Raw genomic sequence first — 15,612 nt, forward strand, 5'->3', positions numbered from 1 at the left:
CCCCACCCTCGACACGTTCGCTTCCTCATCTCAACACTCTACGGTCATTCTCCTCGACGGAGCAACGGCCCCGGGGCCTCGATCGCATCGCGCATCCGAAGCCCGGGGGAGGGGACCTCGCGCAGAGACGCAACGACGCAGAGATGAACGCGAGCCCGCCGTCGGACAGAGACTCCCCTCTCTCCTCTCTGTCTCTCTTCTCCGCGACTCTGCGTCTCTGCGCGCAATCCCTCTCCCCTCATCCTGTCATCCCCCAACGGCGTCTCGTCGTCGCACGACCTCCAACGCTTCTGCTACCATGGCCCTTTGCCAACCGACCCGCCGGCGACGGCTCCTCCCTTGAAGGTCATTCGCCCCGTGCCCCCGCAATCTTCGAGTCGATCCGACCGCGCCTTCGGCCGTCGTTGCATCCTGGCCGCCGCCGTCCTCTGGAGCCTCTCCGGCGTCTTCACCAAGAGCCTGACCGGCCTCGACGGCGGCACGATCGCCGTCTACCGCGGCCTCTTCGCCGGCCTGGCCCTGCTGCCGTTGGTCCGGCCCGCGAAGATGCGGTTTCAAAAGCCGATGATCCCCCTGGTCGTCACCTTCGCCGCCATGACCGGCCTGTTCCTCGGCGCCATGAAGGCCACGACCGCCGCCAACACCATCTTCCTCCAGTACAGTTCGGCCCTCTGGGCCGTGCCGCTCAGCATGGTCTTCCTCCGCGAGTGGCCCGACCGCCGATCGCTCTGGTGCATCGCCGTGGCCGCCTTCGGCATCGTCCTGATCGTCGTCCGGGGCGGGGGAGGGGGGGAGAACGACTCGCTCGGCATCGCCATGGCCCTCGGCAGCGGCGTGGCCTACGCCGGGGTCGCCGTCGGTTTGCGGAGCCTCCGCGGGCTCGACCCGATGTGGCTCAGCTCCGTCAACAACCTCGGCGGCGCGCTCGTCCTCGGCCTCTTCCTGCTCCTCGTCTCCGGCTCCATCCCCCTGCCGACCTGGCCTCAGGCCGGGGCCTTGCTCCTCTTCGGGATCGTCCAGATGGCCATCCCCTACGTCCTCTTCGCCCGCGGCCTCCGCGACGTCCCCGCCCCCGAGGCCGGCCTGCTCGCCCTGGTCGAACCCCTGCTCAACCCCCTCTGGGTCCTCATCTTCATCAACGAGTGGCCCAAGGACGCCACCCTCATCGGCGGCGCCTTCCTCCTCGCCGGCGTCGCCCTGCGTTACATCCCCCTGAAACGACCCCGCCCCGTCTCCATCACCCCCGACCCCGCCGCCCCCCCCGCCTCACCGGCCGACCCCGCCCGCGGCTGAGTCCCGCCATCCGAACGTCTCCCCCGACTCGGGGGAGAGGGCCGGGGTGAGGGGGGGGCTGAGACACGACGCCCGGCTCGGCTTCGAACTCCCCGCCCGTTCATCCCAACCCCTTCCCGCTCTGCTCACGCGGAGGGAAGCCAGACCCCATCGGTCACCGCCCCTCGCCCATCCTCCGCCTCGCCAACCCTGCCCACCCGGTACGATCGCAATGATGATGAATCTCGGCGACGGTCCCACCCAGGTCTTCACCACCGCCTCCATCGTCGGCAGCGTGGCGTTCGCCCTCTCCGGGTTCATGATGGGCGCCCGCAAGCGGCTCGACCTGATGGGGGCTTTCATCCTCGCCTTCCTGACCGCCAACGGCGGCGGCGTCATCCGCGACCTGATCGTCGATCGGCCGCCGGCGATCATGGCCGGCCTGCTCCCCTTCTACCTCACGGCGGGCACGGTCACCCTCGCCCTCGCCCTCAGGCTCCAGCGACGTGCCACGCTGGAACGGGCCTGGATCTTCGTCCTCAGCGACGCGATCGGGCTGGTCGCCTTCGGGATCACCGGCGCGATCATCGCCATCGAGCACGACCTCCACGTCTTCGGCGTCGTCATCCTCTCCTTCCTCACCGCCACCGGTGGCGGGATCGTCCGCGACATCCTCGTCAACGAGGTCCCGCTGGTCCTCCACGGCGACTTCTACGGCAGCGTGGCCATCCTCCTCGGCATCGCCATCGACGCTCTCCATCGGGCCGACCTGATGAACCCCGCCTCCCTCCTCGCCGTCTTCGCCGCCGGCTTGCTCCTCCGCCTCATCGCCTACCGCCGCCGCTGGTCCCTCCCCCGGCTCAACCCGATCACCCAGGACTCACCCCCCGCCCCCCCGCCTCATTAACCCGAGGCCGGTTGGGGCAAAAAAAAACGGAGGGGGGTCGGGATAACCCCGGCCCCCCCTCCGTGTGATCGTCTGACGATTCGTCCCGGACTCCGGAAGGAGGCCGGGCGCGAAACCGATCAATACATGTCGTCGTCCATGCCGCCGGCCGGGGCCCCTTCGCCGTCCTTCGGCAGGTCGGCGATCAGGGCGTCGGAGGTCAGCAGCAGTGTGGCCACGCTGGCGGCGTTCTGGAGCGCCGAGCGGGTCACCTTGGTCGGGTCGATGATGCCGGCCTTGACCAGGTCGGTGTACTCGTCGTTCAGGGCGTCGTAGCCCTCATTGCCCTTCAGGTCGAGGACCTTCGAGCAAACCACGCCGCCGTCCTGGCCCGCGTTGTCGGCGATCTGGGTGATCGGCGCGGCACAGGCCCGGATGATGATCTCGTAGCCGGTCTTCTCGTCGTGCGAGATCTCGCCGGCCTTGACCGATCGCGAGGCCCGCAGCAACGCCACGCCACCGCCGGGGAGGATGCCCTCTTCCAGGGCCGCCCGGGTGGCGTGCAAGGCGTCCTCGACGCGCATCTTCTTTTCCTTCATCTCCGACTCGGTCGCGGCGCCGACGTTGATCTTCGCCACGCCGCCGGAGAGCTTCGCCAGACGCTCCTCGAGCTTCTCGCGGTCGTAGTCGCTCTTCGTGTCCTTGATCTCGCGGCGGATCGCCTCGATCCGCCCCTGGATCGCGTCGGAGGTGCCGGCCCCCTCGATGATCGTCGAGTTGTCCTTGTCGATGATCACCTTCTTGGCCTGCCCGAGGTCCTCCAGGCCGACCTTCTCCAGGTCGATCCCGAGCGCCTCGAAGATCGGCTTGCCGCCGGTCAGCGTGGCGATGTCTTCGAGCATCGCCTTGCGGCGGTCTCCGTAGCCCGGGGCCTTCACGGCGGCGCAGCGGAAGGTGCCCCGCAGCTTGTTGATGACCAGGGTGGCCAGCGCCTCCCCTTCGATGTCCTCGGCGATGATCAGGAGCGGCTTGCCCGTCTGGGCCACCTTCTCCAGGACCGGGACCAGGTCCTTGACCGAGCTGATCTTCTTCTCGTGGATCAGGACGTAGGCGTCTTCGAGGACCGCCTCCATCGACTGCGGGTTGGTCACGAAGTACGGCGAGAGGTAGCCGCGGTCGAACTGCATCCCCTCGACCCACTCGACCTCGGTCTTCAGGCTCTTGCCCTCCTCGACCGTAATCACGCCGTCCTTGCCGACCTTCTCGGTCGCCTCGGCGATCATCCGGCCGACCTCGCGGTCGAAGTTCGAGGCGACGGTGGCCACCTGCTCGGTCTCCTTGGTGGTGGAGACCTTGGTGCTCATCGCCTGCAGGGCGGCCACCACGTCCTCGACCGCCTTGTCCATCCCGCGCTTCATGAGCATCGGGTTGACGCCGGCGACGACGCCTCGGAGCCCTTCGTTGTAGATGGCCTCGGCCAGGATGGTCGCCGTCGTCGTGCCGTCACCGGCAATGTCGTTGGTCTTGGAGGCGACCTCCTTGACCATCTTGGCGCCCATGTCTTCGTACTTGTCTTCCAGCTCGATCTCCTTGGCGACGGTGACGCCGTCCTTGGTGACCGTCGGCGAGCCGAACGACTTCTGGATGATGACGTTGCGGCCCTTCGGCCCCAGCGTCACCTTGACGGCCCGGGCGAGCTTGGCCACACCGCGCTGCATGGCGGTGCGGGCTTCCTGATCAAAAGCGATCATCTTCGCGGACATGGACAACTCTCTCCTGGCGAAGATCCGGTTCGGTGGGGTGGATTCGTGAGCGACCGAGGGGCGATGACGCGAGAGGCCGGCAATCCGACGCCCGGGGTGGCTGGGGTCATGCCGACCCCAGTCGAAGGGCTCCGGAGCGACCCGGAGCGTCCGGCCGGGGTCGAGACGACCCCAGGCACCCCGTCCTCCCGCGAGCGTCCTCGGTCGATGACGAGACAGTCAGAAACAGGCGATGGATGCGACTTCGGGTGGACAATCAAGGCGATTCCGGGCGGCCCGACCGTGCCCTCACGTCGAGACCAGCCCGAGCGGGTCCGGTCCTCGCCCGTCCGTCCGACCGACGGACGAGCCGGGCGACCCGGGGCGGCAATCGGTCAGCCCTCGACGACGGCGAGGATGTCATCCTCGCGCATCAGGAGGACCTTGCGGTCGCCGTCGAGCTTGAATTCCTCGCCGGCATAGCTGGTGAAGATCACCGCGTCGCCGACCTTGACCGACAACGGCTTCTTGGTGCCGTCCTTGGAGGTCGTGCCGTCGCCGACCGCGACCACCTTGCCCTTTTGGGGCTTGTCCTTGGCCGTGTCCGGCAGGACGATGCCGCCGGCGGTCGTCTCCTTGGCTTCCTCCCGCTCGACCACCACGCGATTGCCCAGCGGCTGGATGTTCATCGCGACCTGCTCTCCTCGCTCGGCGATGCGCCCGAGCTTCGCACAAATGCCAATGTCGTTGATTCGGAATCACGAATCACATGACCCGATGGGGCCTCCTGCCAACTCGTCCCCCTCTGGACGCGGCCGGCCCCAATCGTCGGCCAGCGCCAGAGGCAACCCGCGTGCCTATCGCTGTTGCAATTCTTAAATCGAATGAATGCAAGAGGTTGCGTTGCCGCCTTCTCCGAGCCCCCCCGAACCCCTGCCTGCCGATCCCGTTTCCTGACGTTCTGCCGACTGCCGAATCGGCAGTCTCTCCGCCCACCCCCGGCCGCGCCTGCCTCCCGATTTCTGTGACTGGACCTGCCTCCTTCCACGATATTCTCAATGGTCTTCCGCTTTCCCGAGGGAGCGCCGGCCCACTTGCCCCCGGTCGTCTCGACCCGTCGGGCCTTCCCCCGCCGGACCTCCAATCGCCTCTGCTCACATAATTTCCGATCATGCATGATGCATTGGTGTCTCCATGGGTTGAGTCATGCTCCCGTGATTCGCCTTCAGCGACTCCAGGTCTCCGAATCCACTGCATTCCCGAAACAAACGGTCGAAATCTCCGTAACCCGCTCAAAAGACAGAGACTTACGAAATTTCCCCTCGGCGCACCCGGCCCGCCCATCCCGGCGCACCGATGTCGCCTCGAACCGTCCTCCCCGTCGTCAATCGAGGGCACCCCCGCGATCACCGGGAGCCGTTTCACCGAAACGAATTGCCGATTCTGCCGTAACGCTCTTTGACAAAACGCTTTGTGAGATCTACGCCAGGCGCACCAGACCGGCACACCCGGGCGCACCGAGGTTCCCGCCACGTCGGACTCCCACCTCGCCTCCTATCCGGACGGCTCGGACCCGACGCCCTCCCCCCGGCTCCCGGAGAACCTGCACCCGGTTTCCCGAATCGAACTGAGAGAAAACGGCGGAATTCCCTTCAGTGCCAACAGGTTACGGCTAAGCTGCGGGGCGCGTCGAACGCGCACCGAGCCGCGTCAGGCCCGCGCACCGAGGGACGCATCGACCCCATCGCTTCCGCCTCCCGCTCGGCCGGAACGCTCCGGTCCGCTCGCGACCGCACCACGGGCCGGTGGTCCTGGCCCCGGTTTCCCGAAACGAACCGGGGAGAATCCGAGGAACCCATTGTGGCAATAACGAGTTACGGCACATCCTCCGAGCGCACCAGGGCGCATCAGGCCGCGCCCGAGCGGCGCATCGGGAGCCCTCGAGCGTGAAGCCGGAGGGCTGGCGCGTCGGGTGCTTGGCGAGCAGGGCACCGGGGCCGTACACTGGCGTCGTCCGCCCGATCCGATCCCAGGACGCTGCCTCCGAGGCCCATCACCGCGAGACTCGGAGCCACCCGCTTTCCCCCAAAAGGAGTCGGCCGACCATGAGGACGACGGGACGCCCCCAGTTCCTTGCCCTGTGCCTCGCCGGAGCCGTGCTGCTGATGACCGCCCCCGACCCCGCCCCCGCCGGCCCCCCCGACGACGCCAGGCGCCCCCCCTTGGATTATCCCGAGGCCACCCGGGGCGACGTGGTCGACGACTACCACGGCACGACCGTCGCCGACCCCTACCGCTGGATGGAGGACATCGACTCCGCCGAGACCCGCGCCTGGGTCGAGGCCCAGGTCGCCCTCTTCGACTCCTACATCGCCGACGTCCCCGCCCGCAATCGCATCCAGGACCGCCTGACCCAGCTCTGGGACTACGAGAAGTTCGGCATCCCCTTTGAAAAGGGGGGGCGGTACTTCTACTCCTATAACAGCGGCCTCCAGAACCAGAACGTCATCTACTCGACCCCCTCGCTCGACGCCGAGGCCCATGTCCTGCTCGACCCGAACACCCTCAGCGCCGACGGCACGGTCGCCCTGGCCGGCCTGGCCCCCTCGAAGGACGGATCGAAGGTGGCCTATGCCGTCTCCGACGCCGGGTCGGACTGGATGACCTGGAAGGTCCGCGACGTGGCCTCCGGCGACGACCTCGACGACCAGATCCGCTGGAGCAAGTTCTCCGGCGCCGAGTGGACCCCCGACGGCTCCGGCTTCTTCTACGGCCGCTTCCCCGAGCCGAAGGAGGGGGACGACCTCCGCGCCGCCAACTTCTTCCAGAAGGTCTACTACCACCAGCTCGGCACCTCCCAGGATGACGATGCCCTGGTCTGGGAAGACCCGGAGAACAAGGACCTGCGGGCCGACGCCACCGTGACCGACGACGGCGCCTACCTGATCCTCACCCTCGGCCGGGGCACGGACGACAAGTACCGCATCCTCTACCGCCCCCTGGCCGACCTCGACGCCGAGCCGGTCCACCTCGTCGGCGACTTCGACGCCGACTACACCTTCATCGACAACGACGGCCCCCGCCTCTTCTTCCGGACCGACAAGGGCACCCCGCTCGGCAAGGTCATCGCCATCAACGTCCACCACCCCGATCCGGAAGACTGGGAGACGATCATCCCCGAGACCGAGGAGACCCTCCTCGGCGCCAACCGGGTCGGCGGGTACCTGATCGCCCAGTACCTGAAGGACGCCCGCTCCCAGGTCAAGCTCTACGACCTGGCCGGTGCCTTCGTCCGCGAGGTCGAGTTCCCCGAGCTGGGGACCGCCTCCGGCTTCTCCGGCGACCGCGACGACACCGAGACCTTCTACTCCTTCTCCTCCTACACCCGGCCGACCACCATCTACCGCTACGACCTGGCGACCGGCGCGAGCACGCTCTACAAGGAGCCCCAGGTCGGCTTCGACCCCGACGACTACACGACCGAACAGGTCTTCTACACGAGCAAGGACGGCACCCGCGTCCCCATGTTCATCAGCCACAAGAAGGGGATCGCGATCGGCCCCGACACGCCGACCCTGCTCTACGGCTACGGCGGGTTCAACATCCCGCTGACCCCCAGCTTCAGCGTCTCCCGCCTGGTCTGGATGGAGATGGGAGGCGTCTACGCCGTGCCGAACCTCCGAGGGGGCGGCGAGTACGGCGAGGCCTGGCACAAGGCCGGCACGAAGCTCCAGAAGCAGAACGTCTTCGACGACTTCATCGCCGCGGCCGAGTACCTGATCGATCAGGGGCGGACCTCAACCCCCAAACTCGCCATCCAGGGCCGTTCCAACGGCGGCCTGCTCGTCGGGGCCTGCATGACCCAGCGGCCCGAGCTGTTCGGCGCCTGCCTGCCGGGCGTGGGCGTGCTGGACATGCTCCGCTTCCACACCTTCACGATCGGCTGGGCCTGGACCGACGACTACGGCTCGTCCGAGAACGCCGACGAGTTCGAGGCCCTCTACGCCTACTCCCCCTATCACCGGGTCGAGCAGGGGGCCTGCTACCCGCCGACCCTGATCGTGACCGCCGACCACGACGACCGCGTCTACCCGGCCCACAGCTTCAAGTTCGCCGCCGCCATGCAAGGCGCCCAGGGCTGCGACAACCCGATCCTCATCCGGATCGAGACCCGGGCCGGCCACGGCGCAGGCAAGCCGACGGCCAAGATCATCGAGGAGGCCGCCGACGAGATGGCCTTCGTCGTCCACGAGCTGGGCGTTCCCTTGCCCGAGGCCGACTGACCGACCCCTGGACGCAAGAGAGGCACGGACCCTTCCCCCTCGGGGGAGTTCCCGTGCCTCTCCGATGAGCCGGCCATCCGGAGGGGGCCGCGATTGCGAAGCCCCCGGAATCTGCCCGGATTACTTCCGCTTGATCTTGTGGAGCGTGTGCCGCCGGAGCTTCGGGCAGTACTTCTTCAGGCCCCCCTGGAGCCCTTCCGGGATCCCGCCCTTGGTGTTGACAGAGACGCGGTAGTTCAGTTCGCCGGTCTCGGAGCACTGGAGCCAGACGTGCTCACGACCGGCCGATTTCTTCGCCATGGGTCCTTCTCCCGCCGGTCTCGGCCGGTCGGTCCTTTTCACACGTTCGGGACTGCTGCGCGATCGGTCAAATCGGCAAAGAGAGTGATTGTAATGAACTTCAGCCAGGGACCGCAACGGCAGTCGGCCGGCGATCGTGGCGAGATCGAGATGCCGCCGGATCAGTCGGCCGGGCGAGGGCCGGGCTCCTTGCCGGTGGTCGAGGCCCGGGCCGCGACCCGGACGCTCAAATCGCCCGACACGCGCAACTGGCACGAGAGCCGGGTGTTCGGCGGGAAGCCCGCTTCGAGGGCCAGCCGCTGCTGCTCGGCCTCCTCCATCGCCGGGGCATCCCCTTCCAGCACCTCGACGCGGCAGGTCGTGCACTTGGCCTGGCCGCCGCAGCGATGGAGGATGTCGACCCCTGCGTCCTCGATCGCCAGCACCAGCTTCTTGCCGTCTTCCACCTCGAACGATCCGACACCTTCAACGGTCACGGTCGGCATGGGGACCTCCTGCCTTGCGTTGCTTCGGGACCGGGCACGCGCCCGGGGGTCCCGATCCGCCCACAGCCTACCGAGGCGACCCGGCCGCGGGCAAGCAGGCCTCCGGTCCTGGGTCGTGCCGCTCCTGCTGCTCGGGGCGATGCCCGTGCTGCTCCCCCCCGCCCGGGGGGAGGCGGAATCGCCCGCCCCGGCGGTCGAGATCCGGGCGATCCGGCCCGACGCCCAGGTCTTCGCCCTGCTCTCGCTGTTCGAGGGGACCGCCTGGCCCCACCCGGCGGCCGCGCTGGCCGACTGGAAGCAATCGGCCCCGCCCGGCGAGGAACGATCGCTCGGCAAGCCGCTCGAAGCCGCGATCGCCGCGATGAACCCCCTGATGGCCCGGGAGATGGCGACATTCGACGACACCCGGCTCCTGCTCGACCTCGACCCCGAAGGCCGTCCCCGCTGGGCCGCCATCGTGCCCAGCGATGACGGCACCATCACCGCGTTGGCCACCGCTTTGGTCCTGACCGACGGCCGGCGGGAGGCCGCCGAAGGCCCCTTCGCGGTCGACCGGCTCGGCCGGGACGGGGCCCCCCTGGTGGCCTCGACCGAGCCGGGGGCGCCGGTCATCCTCGCCTCCGACCGCTCGGCCCTGCGGTCGGCGATCGATCGGCTCGACGCGGGTCCGGGAGCAGAGCCGACGATCGACTCGGGCTGGATCGTCCGGGTCGATCCCGAGGCGCTCGCGGCGTCGGAGTCGCTGGCGGCTCGTCGGGTCGCCGCGGCGGCCCTCGGCCTCGGATACCGGGCGATCGAGGCCCGCGCGGCCCTGGTCGGCGACCGGCTGGAGGTCGTCGTCGAAGGCCCGGCCCCTCCGCAAGCGGCCCGGCCGGGCTGGGGATCGGTCAATCCGAAGTGGCTCGACCTCGTGCCGGGCGACCGGGCCGCACTGGCCGTCTCCGTGGCGATCGGCCCCGGCGGAGACGCCTGGGCCGGCGTGCTGGAGGTGGCCGATCGGTTCGAGCGGGCCGACCCGACGCGAGGCGACGCGGCGCCCCTTCGTCAGCGGCTCGGCCTGCTCGCCCTGACGCGCGGCATCCGGCTGGAACTGGACTTCTGGCCGCACCTGGCGGGCCTGACGGCCTGGGCGTCGTTCGATCGGGCCGGGCTCCCCGACGGCGGCCTGCTCGCCCTCCATGCCACCGACGACCAGGCCGCAGCACGCGTAAGCGATCGGGTCGTGTCCCGGATCGTCGAGGGGTTGGCCGGCTCCGGGGCCTTGCGGGGCCGGGCGATCGCGACCGCCCGCGTCGGGGCGTCGGTCCTCATCGGCTGGGGCCCCGACGCCCTGACCGCGAGCCTGGTCGCGCTGGCCGACCCCGGGCAATCGGCCGGCCCGGCCCTCCGCTCCCACTGGCCCGATGCGGACACCGTCCCCTCGCGCGTGCTCGCTGCCTGGCCGGGACGGCTCCCCTGGCTCGACCCCGCCGTCCGCGAGGCGCTGGGCGAGGCCCCTCCCGCGGTCGCGGTGGGGTGGACCGAGGGGGAGACGCTTCGCGATCGCGTGCGATGGCAAGGCCTCCGCGGCCCGGTCCGCCGATTCCTCGAACGGTTGCCGGCCCTGCCGGCCGCCGCCCCCCCGGTGGCGACGGAGGAGGACCCCTCATGACGACCCCAGCTCCCTCACCTTCGCTTCGCCTGATCGACCTGGCCGTCGAGTGGCCGCTCCAGTATGCCGGGGAGGCGACCGCGATCGACGCGGCCGACTACCCCGGCGTTTCGCGGCGGCTCGGGCAGGTCGACGGCTACCTCTCGACGGCGCTCGCCGCGATCGTCTGGATCGGCCCGGCCCCCGGCGATCGTCCCGACCCCTGGGGGGAGATCTCCCGGCTGATGGCCGGGGTCGAGGCCGAATTCTCGGGCCGGATCCTCGCCGACGGCGCCGACCTCGACCGCTTCGCCGCCGAGTCCGACGATACGATGACCTGGGCCGTGGTCGGGCTTCGAGGAACCGCCTCGTTCCTGAACTCGGATGATGCCCGCGACCGCCTCGCCGCGTTGATCGATCGCGGGGTCCGGGCCGTCCGGCTGGCCGGGTTCGTCGATCGCCCCGCCGATCCGACCCGGGATCGCGGCCTGAGCGACCTCGAACGCTCGGCGATCGACACCCTCGTGACGGCCTCCTCCGGCCGGCCGCTCCTGCTCGACCTCGCCGGGCTCCCGCCGACGGCGGCGGGCGAGGCGATCGGGCGTCTCGAAGCCGGGGAGGGGGGGAAGCTCGTGCCGATCGTCAGCCTCGCGGGGGCGATGGGCGGGCTTCGCTCCGAGGAGGATGTTTCGCGCGTGCGGGCACTCGGCGGGGTCGTCGGCCTCTGCCCCGCTCGGGCCTTTTTCCCCGATGCCGGGGCGTTCGGCAATGCCCTGGACGAGGCCGCCGGGCTGCTCGGCATCGACTTCGATGCGGTGGCGATCGGGACCGGATTCCTCGGGATCGACGAGCCGATCGACGGGCTCGGCGACGCCCCCGGCCTGCTCGACTGGCTGTCCTCCCGCTCCGAGCCCGGGGGCGCCCGGGCACTCGCGGGGGGGAATGTTCTCGAAAAATTTAAGAGGATGCTCATTTCGGCGCGCGAAACCGTGTGAAACGTGAGCGTGCCCCCCTGTGATTGGGAAGTGACGACTGATGCCCATGCCGACCGCTGAATCTCCGATCCGGATCGCCGTGTGGTCCGGCCCCCGCAACATCTCGACGGCGATGATGCGATCGTGGGGGAACCGGGCCGACACGTTCGTGTGCGACGAGCCGCTCTATGCCCACTACCTCCGCGAGACGGGGCTGGACCACCCGGGGGCGTCGGAGGTCATCCGCCAGCACAACCCGGACTGGCGGGCGGTGGTGGCGGAACTGGTCGGTCCGGTGCCGGGGGGCAAGGCGATCTTCTATCAGAAGCACATGGCCCATCACCTGCTCCCCTCGATCGATCGCGCCTGGCTCGACCACCTGACGCATGCGTTCCTGATCCGAGATCCGCGCGAGATGCTCACCTCGCTGGCGAAGGTCCTGCACGAGCCCCGCCTGGAGGACACGGGATTGCCGCAACAGGTTGAAATCTTCGAACGTGTTCAGGAAACAACCGGTCGCACTCCGCCCGTCATCGACGCGAAGGACGTGCTGGAGAACCCGCGGGGCGTGCTCTCGGCCCTCTGCGAGGCGCTCGACGTCCCCTTCGACGAGGCCATGCTGGGCTGGCCCGCCGGCCCCCGGGACACCGACGGCGTCTGGGCCAAGTACTGGTACGAGAACGTCGAACGCTCGACCGGCTTCCAGCCCTACCGGCCGAAGCCCGACCGGGTGCCCGAGTCGCTCGCCGACGTCCTCGATCGGGCGGAAGAGTGCTACCTGAAGCTGCACCATCATGTGATTTCGGCCTGAAATGGGCCGCGCTCGCCGTCGCCGATGCGGGCCGTCCCCCTCACTCCTCGACAAACCGGCCTCAACCATGCTCCAGACCTTCGATCCCAGAAACAAAGACTTGATCGTGAACATCAACGGCCGCCTCCTGCACCGCGACGAGGCGGGGATCAGCCCGTTCGACTCGGCGGTGCAGGGGGGGGATGCGGTCTGGGAGGGCCTGCGGCTGTACGACGGCCGCATCTTCAAGCTGACCGAGCACCTGGAACGCCTGCGCAGCTCGGCCCTGGCCCTGGCGTTCGCGGAGATCCCGAGCTTCGAGGCCATCACGACCGAGATCCGCCGCACGCTCGAAGCGAATCAAATGCGTGACGGTGTTCATCTCCGCCTGACGTTGACCCGAGGGGTCAAGTACACCTCGGGCATGGACCCGAGGCTGAACACCGTCGGGCCGACGCTGATCGTCCTGGCCGAGCACAAGGCGCCGGTGTATGACTTCGCCGGGATCACCCTGGTCACCAGCACGATCCGACGCCCGGGGCCCGACGTGCTCGACCCGAAGATCCACCACTGCAACCTGATCAACTCCATCCTCGCCAAGATCCAGGCCAACGCCGCCGGGGCCGACGACGCCCTGATGCTCGACGGGCGCGGCTTCGTGGCCGAGACGAACGCGACCCACGTCTTCCTCGTCTCCGAGGGGGTCGTGCGGACGGGCACGGTCGACGCCTGCCCCGAGGGGATCACCCGATCGACCGTGATCGGCCTCTGCCGCTCGCACGGCATCCCGATCGAGGTCGGCGACCTCTCACTGACCGACGTCTACCGCGCCGCCGAGGTCTTCTGCACCGGGACGATGGGAGAACTCGCCCCGGTGGTCCGGGTCGACGGCCGGGCCATCGGCGACGGCCAGCCCGGGCCGATGACCCGGCGCCTCGGCGACCTCTACCGCGACCTCGCGGGCCGGGAAGGGGAGCGCGTGGTCGAGTGATCGATGTGGCGCGGCACACGGGGCGGGCGATGCCCGAGGCTTGCCCTGCTCGGATCGACCGCCTATGCTCGCTCTCCATCACGCGCCGAGCGTTCCCGATGGCCCCGAAATCACGCTGACCCCGTGCCCCGGACGGAGGCGATTGTTCATGCGTTGCGGCATCCTGTTCTCGAGTGCGACCCTCGTGCTGGCGATCGGCTCGATCGCGACGGCCTCGCAATCGTCGGTCCGATACGTCCGGCTCAATCCCGGCCAGGGCGTCTCCGCGGCGGTGGTGGTGCCCGCCGAATCGGCCCTGGTGTTCTCGACGCAGGTCGTCGGCCCGGAATCGGCCGAGCGGGCGGACGAGCCTGATCGGGTGGTGGCCGAGGTGTTCGATCGGCTCGACGCGATGCTCCGCGAGGGCGGCTCGGGCCTCGATCGGGCGGTCCGGCTGCATGTGGTGCTGGGGAAGGCGGGCATGGTCCCGGTGGTCCATCGGCATCTGGCCGAGCGGTTCGCCGACCGGGACGCCCCGGCCCTGACCGTGGTGGAAGGGGCCTTGCCCCGGCCCGGGGCCTGGATCGCCGCCGACGCCGTGGCGACGACCGACGCCCGGCCCCCGGCCGGTCAGGTCGCCTGGCCGGAGGTCCCGCAGGGAAGGGCCGCCGGTCAGGTTGCCGGGGCCCCGCTGGCGGTCCTGCCTGCCGGCCCTCGGGTCTTCATCGCCGGGCAGGCCGAGCCGGCCGACGACCTGGCCACCGCCACCCGCAAGACGCTCGAAAGCCTGGCCGAGACGCTCGAACACCTCGGTCTCGGCACCGATCGGGTCGTGCAGTTGAAGGCATTCTATCTGCCCCCGGAATCGGCCGACGTGGTCGAGCGCGAGGTCGCGGCCTTCTTCGAGGGGGCGAAGGTGCCGCCCTTGGTCCTGGTCGAGTGGGAAAGCACGCTGCCGATCGAGATTGAGCTGGTGGCCACGGCGGCCGAGCCGGGCAGCGACCAGATGATCGACTACCTGGACACGCCGTCGCTGCCCGCCTCCCCGGTCTACAGCCGGGTGGCCCGGGTGAACCGGGGGGACCTGGTGTTCCTCTCCGGCTTCTTCGGCCCCGAGGGGACGTCGGGGGCCGCGCAGGTCGAGGCGATCTTCGACGCGATGCTCGCCGTGCTCGGCCGGGCGGGCAGCGATCTCGACCACCTGGCCAAGGCCACCTATTACGTCTCCGAGGACGATTCGAGCCAGGCGCTCAACGACCTGCGGCCGAACTATTACGACCCGAAGCGGCCCCCGGCGGCCTCGAAGGCCCAGGTGCCGGGCGTCGGGATCGACGGCTACTCGATCACGGTGGACATGATCGCCGTCGTGCCCGAGTAACCATCAGGGCGTTGCCCGCCGGGGCCGAGCGTCTCGTCGAGCCTTCCGGCGGGCACCGCGACGGTGATTTATCAGGTAGACTGATTCTCAGGTGCTCGTGAAGGAATTCCCCCCGCATGCTCCGGCGCGGAGGTCTCAATGCGTTACGTCTACCTGATCCTGCTGATCCTGCTCGTCGCGGCCTTCATCGCCTTCGCGGTGGTCAACCGGGCGTCGGTCCAGGTGAACTTCCCGATGACGGAGGTCCAGCTCTCGGCGCCGTTGTTCCTGGTCATGCTGGCCGTCTACGTCCTGGGGATGTTCACCGGCGGGTCGTTCTTCGGGTTCCTCCGCCAGTCGATCTCGAAGGCGTCGGAGGTGCGGCACCACGGGCACGGGCATTGATGGGCTCGACTCAACTCGCCTCGCCTCGCCTCGATCATCGCGGGGGGGCGGGGGGATTCATCTGAATCCGGACGTACTTGTGGCACGCGACGCAGTTCATCGTCAGTTGCACATTGGCCAGCGTGGCGCCGTCCAGGTCGTTCGCCTCGGCCCGCTCGGCGAGGGTCCGGGTGATCCGTCGGAATTCGTCGCTGAAGCGGCGATAGTCGTCGGTCGGCAGGTTGTACTCGGCCGCGACCTCGCTGATCTCATGGAGTGATCGGGCCGACCGGGCCACGGGGCCGAATCGCCCCTCGGCCAGGCCGCCGAGGATGCGCCGGGCGTGGTCGAGCTTGCGTCGCATCAGGACGGTCCGGTCGTCGAGGGGGCGGTCGGCCTGCCTCGGTCGCCCGTCGGCCGTGGTCTGCCGGCGAGGCGGCGCCGGCGATCCGCTCGCCGCCAGGCAACTCGCAGCCGTCAGGCCCAGCACGATCGCCCGCATCAGGCGCCATCGGGTCGCAACACGAGCAGTCGCCATG

At 69.3% G+C, this 15,612-nt stretch carries 14 protein-coding genes; 9 read left to right on the forward strand and 5 right to left on the reverse strand.

Features of this window, described 5'->3' with window-relative positions; all coding sequences use genetic code 11:
• The first annotated feature begins 357 nt into the window (after positions 1-357).
• Together AB1L88_RS21870 and AB1L88_RS21875 are read left to right on the forward strand one after the other, a co-directional pair.
• Positions 358-1,293, forward strand: coding sequence for an EamA family transporter (locus AB1L88_RS21870; protein ID WP_367098820.1), 936 nt, complete (start codon positions 358-360; stop codon positions 1,291-1,293).
• 211 nt (positions 1,294-1,504) lie between these two features.
• Complete coding sequence (locus AB1L88_RS21875) at positions 1,505-2,179, forward strand: trimeric intracellular cation channel family protein (protein WP_367098821.1); 675 nt, start codon at positions 1,505-1,507, stop codon at positions 2,177-2,179.
• Between the two features lie 119 nt (positions 2,180-2,298).
• Here the strand turns inward: AB1L88_RS21875 and groL are convergent, their stop codons facing one another.
• Together groL and groES are read right to left on the reverse strand one after the other, a co-directional pair.
• Complete coding sequence (gene groL / locus AB1L88_RS21880; protein ID WP_367098822.1) at positions 2,299-3,921, reverse strand: chaperonin GroEL; 1,623 nt, start codon at positions 3,919-3,921, stop codon at positions 2,299-2,301.
• 374 nt (positions 3,922-4,295) lie between these two features.
• Positions 4,296-4,589: a co-chaperone GroES gene (gene groES / locus AB1L88_RS21885; protein ID WP_169976993.1), complete on the reverse strand. Its 294-nt coding sequence runs from the start codon at positions 4,587-4,589 to the stop codon at positions 4,296-4,298.
• A 1,416-nt stretch (positions 4,590-6,005) separates the two neighbouring features.
• Here groES and AB1L88_RS21890 point away from each other — a divergent pair.
• Complete coding sequence (locus AB1L88_RS21890) at positions 6,006-8,183, forward strand: prolyl oligopeptidase family serine peptidase (protein ID WP_367098823.1); 2,178 nt, start codon at positions 6,006-6,008, stop codon at positions 8,181-8,183.
• Positions 8,184-8,303: 120 nt separating this feature from the next.
• Here the strand turns inward: AB1L88_RS21890 and rpmG are convergent, their stop codons facing one another.
• Together rpmG and AB1L88_RS21900 are read right to left on the reverse strand one after the other, a co-directional pair.
• Positions 8,304-8,483, reverse strand: a complete 180-nt coding sequence (gene rpmG, locus AB1L88_RS21895) for a 50S ribosomal protein L33 (protein WP_152051246.1) — start codon at positions 8,481-8,483, stop codon at positions 8,304-8,306.
• 161 nt (positions 8,484-8,644) lie between these two features.
• On the reverse strand, positions 8,645-8,968 hold the full coding sequence (locus tag AB1L88_RS21900; RefSeq protein ID WP_367098824.1) for a 2Fe-2S iron-sulfur cluster-binding protein: 324 nt from the start codon (positions 8,966-8,968) through the stop codon (positions 8,645-8,647).
• 115 nt (positions 8,969-9,083) lie between these two features.
• Between AB1L88_RS21900 and AB1L88_RS21905 the strand changes: the two genes are divergently transcribed.
• From AB1L88_RS21905 to AB1L88_RS21930, 6 genes are all read left to right on the forward strand, one after another.
• Positions 9,084-10,619 carry a hypothetical protein gene (locus AB1L88_RS21905; RefSeq protein WP_367098825.1) on the forward strand — a complete coding sequence of 512 codons (1,536 nt, stop codon included), beginning with the start codon at positions 9,084-9,086 and terminating at the stop codon, positions 10,617-10,619.
• A complete protein-coding gene (locus AB1L88_RS21910; RefSeq protein ID WP_367098826.1) occupies positions 10,616-11,593 on the forward strand; it encodes a hypothetical protein in 978 nt (325 codons plus the stop codon). The genes AB1L88_RS21905 and AB1L88_RS21910 overlap by 4 nt, the downstream gene beginning before the upstream one ends.
• A gap of 46 nt (positions 11,594-11,639) precedes the next feature.
• Positions 11,640-12,383, forward strand: coding sequence for an HAD family hydrolase (locus AB1L88_RS21915; protein ID WP_367098827.1), 744 nt, complete (start codon positions 11,640-11,642; stop codon positions 12,381-12,383).
• Between the two features lie 67 nt (positions 12,384-12,450).
• Positions 12,451-13,353 carry an aminotransferase class IV gene (locus AB1L88_RS21920; RefSeq protein WP_367098828.1) on the forward strand — a complete coding sequence of 301 codons (903 nt, stop codon included), beginning with the start codon at positions 12,451-12,453 and terminating at the stop codon, positions 13,351-13,353.
• Positions 13,354-13,501: 148 nt separating this feature from the next.
• On the forward strand, positions 13,502-14,710 hold the full coding sequence (locus AB1L88_RS21925) for a Rid family hydrolase (RefSeq protein ID WP_367098829.1): 1,209 nt from the start codon (positions 13,502-13,504) through the stop codon (positions 14,708-14,710).
• A 138-nt stretch (positions 14,711-14,848) separates the two neighbouring features.
• Positions 14,849-15,094, forward strand: a complete 246-nt coding sequence (locus tag AB1L88_RS21930) for a hypothetical protein (protein ID WP_367098830.1) — start codon at positions 14,849-14,851, stop codon at positions 15,092-15,094.
• Between the two features lie 34 nt (positions 15,095-15,128).
• Here AB1L88_RS21930 and AB1L88_RS21935 read toward each other — a convergent pair whose 3' ends face one another.
• Complete coding sequence (locus tag AB1L88_RS21935; protein WP_367098831.1) at positions 15,129-15,611, reverse strand: hypothetical protein; 483 nt, start codon at positions 15,609-15,611, stop codon at positions 15,129-15,131.
• Position 15,612 lies beyond the last annotated feature (1 nt).

Origin of the sequence: Tautonia sp. JC769, from assembly GCF_040717455.1 — a bacterium.
Classification (GTDB): domain Bacteria; phylum Planctomycetota; class Planctomycetia; order Isosphaerales; family Isosphaeraceae; genus Tautonia.

Excerpts from the sequence above, each read along its gene's own strand:
- rpmG (WP_152051246.1), bottom strand. The coding sequence starts at position 8,483 with ATGGCGAAGAAATCGGCCGGTCGTGAGCACGTCTGGCTCCAGTGCTCC.
- AB1L88_RS21900 (WP_367098824.1), bottom strand. The coding sequence starts at position 8,968 with ATGCCGACCGTGACCGTTGAAGGTGTCGGATCGTTCGAGGTGGAAGAC.
- AB1L88_RS21910 (WP_367098826.1), top strand. The coding sequence starts at position 10,616 with ATGACGACCCCAGCTCCCTCACCTTCGCTTCGCCTGATCGACCTGGCC.
- groES (WP_169976993.1), bottom strand. The coding sequence starts at position 4,589 with ATGAACATCCAGCCGCTGGGCAATCGCGTGGTGGTCGAGCGGGAGGAA.
- AB1L88_RS21920 (WP_367098828.1), top strand. The coding sequence starts at position 12,451 with ATGCTCCAGACCTTCGATCCCAGAAACAAAGACTTGATCGTGAACATC.
- AB1L88_RS21925 (WP_367098829.1), top strand. The coding sequence starts at position 13,502 with ATGCGTTGCGGCATCCTGTTCTCGAGTGCGACCCTCGTGCTGGCGATC.
- AB1L88_RS21915 (WP_367098827.1), top strand. The coding sequence starts at position 11,640 with ATGCCGACCGCTGAATCTCCGATCCGGATCGCCGTGTGGTCCGGCCCC.
- AB1L88_RS21890 (WP_367098823.1), top strand. The coding sequence starts at position 6,006 with ATGAGGACGACGGGACGCCCCCAGTTCCTTGCCCTGTGCCTCGCCGGA.
- groL (WP_367098822.1), bottom strand. The coding sequence starts at position 3,921 with ATGTCCGCGAAGATGATCGCTTTTGATCAGGAAGCCCGCACCGCCATG.
- AB1L88_RS21875 (WP_367098821.1), top strand. The coding sequence starts at position 1,505 with ATGATGATGAATCTCGGCGACGGTCCCACCCAGGTCTTCACCACCGCC.
- AB1L88_RS21930 (WP_367098830.1), top strand. The coding sequence starts at position 14,849 with ATGCGTTACGTCTACCTGATCCTGCTGATCCTGCTCGTCGCGGCCTTC.
- AB1L88_RS21935 (WP_367098831.1), bottom strand. The coding sequence starts at position 15,611 with ATGGCGACTGCTCGTGTTGCGACCCGATGGCGCCTGATGCGGGCGATC.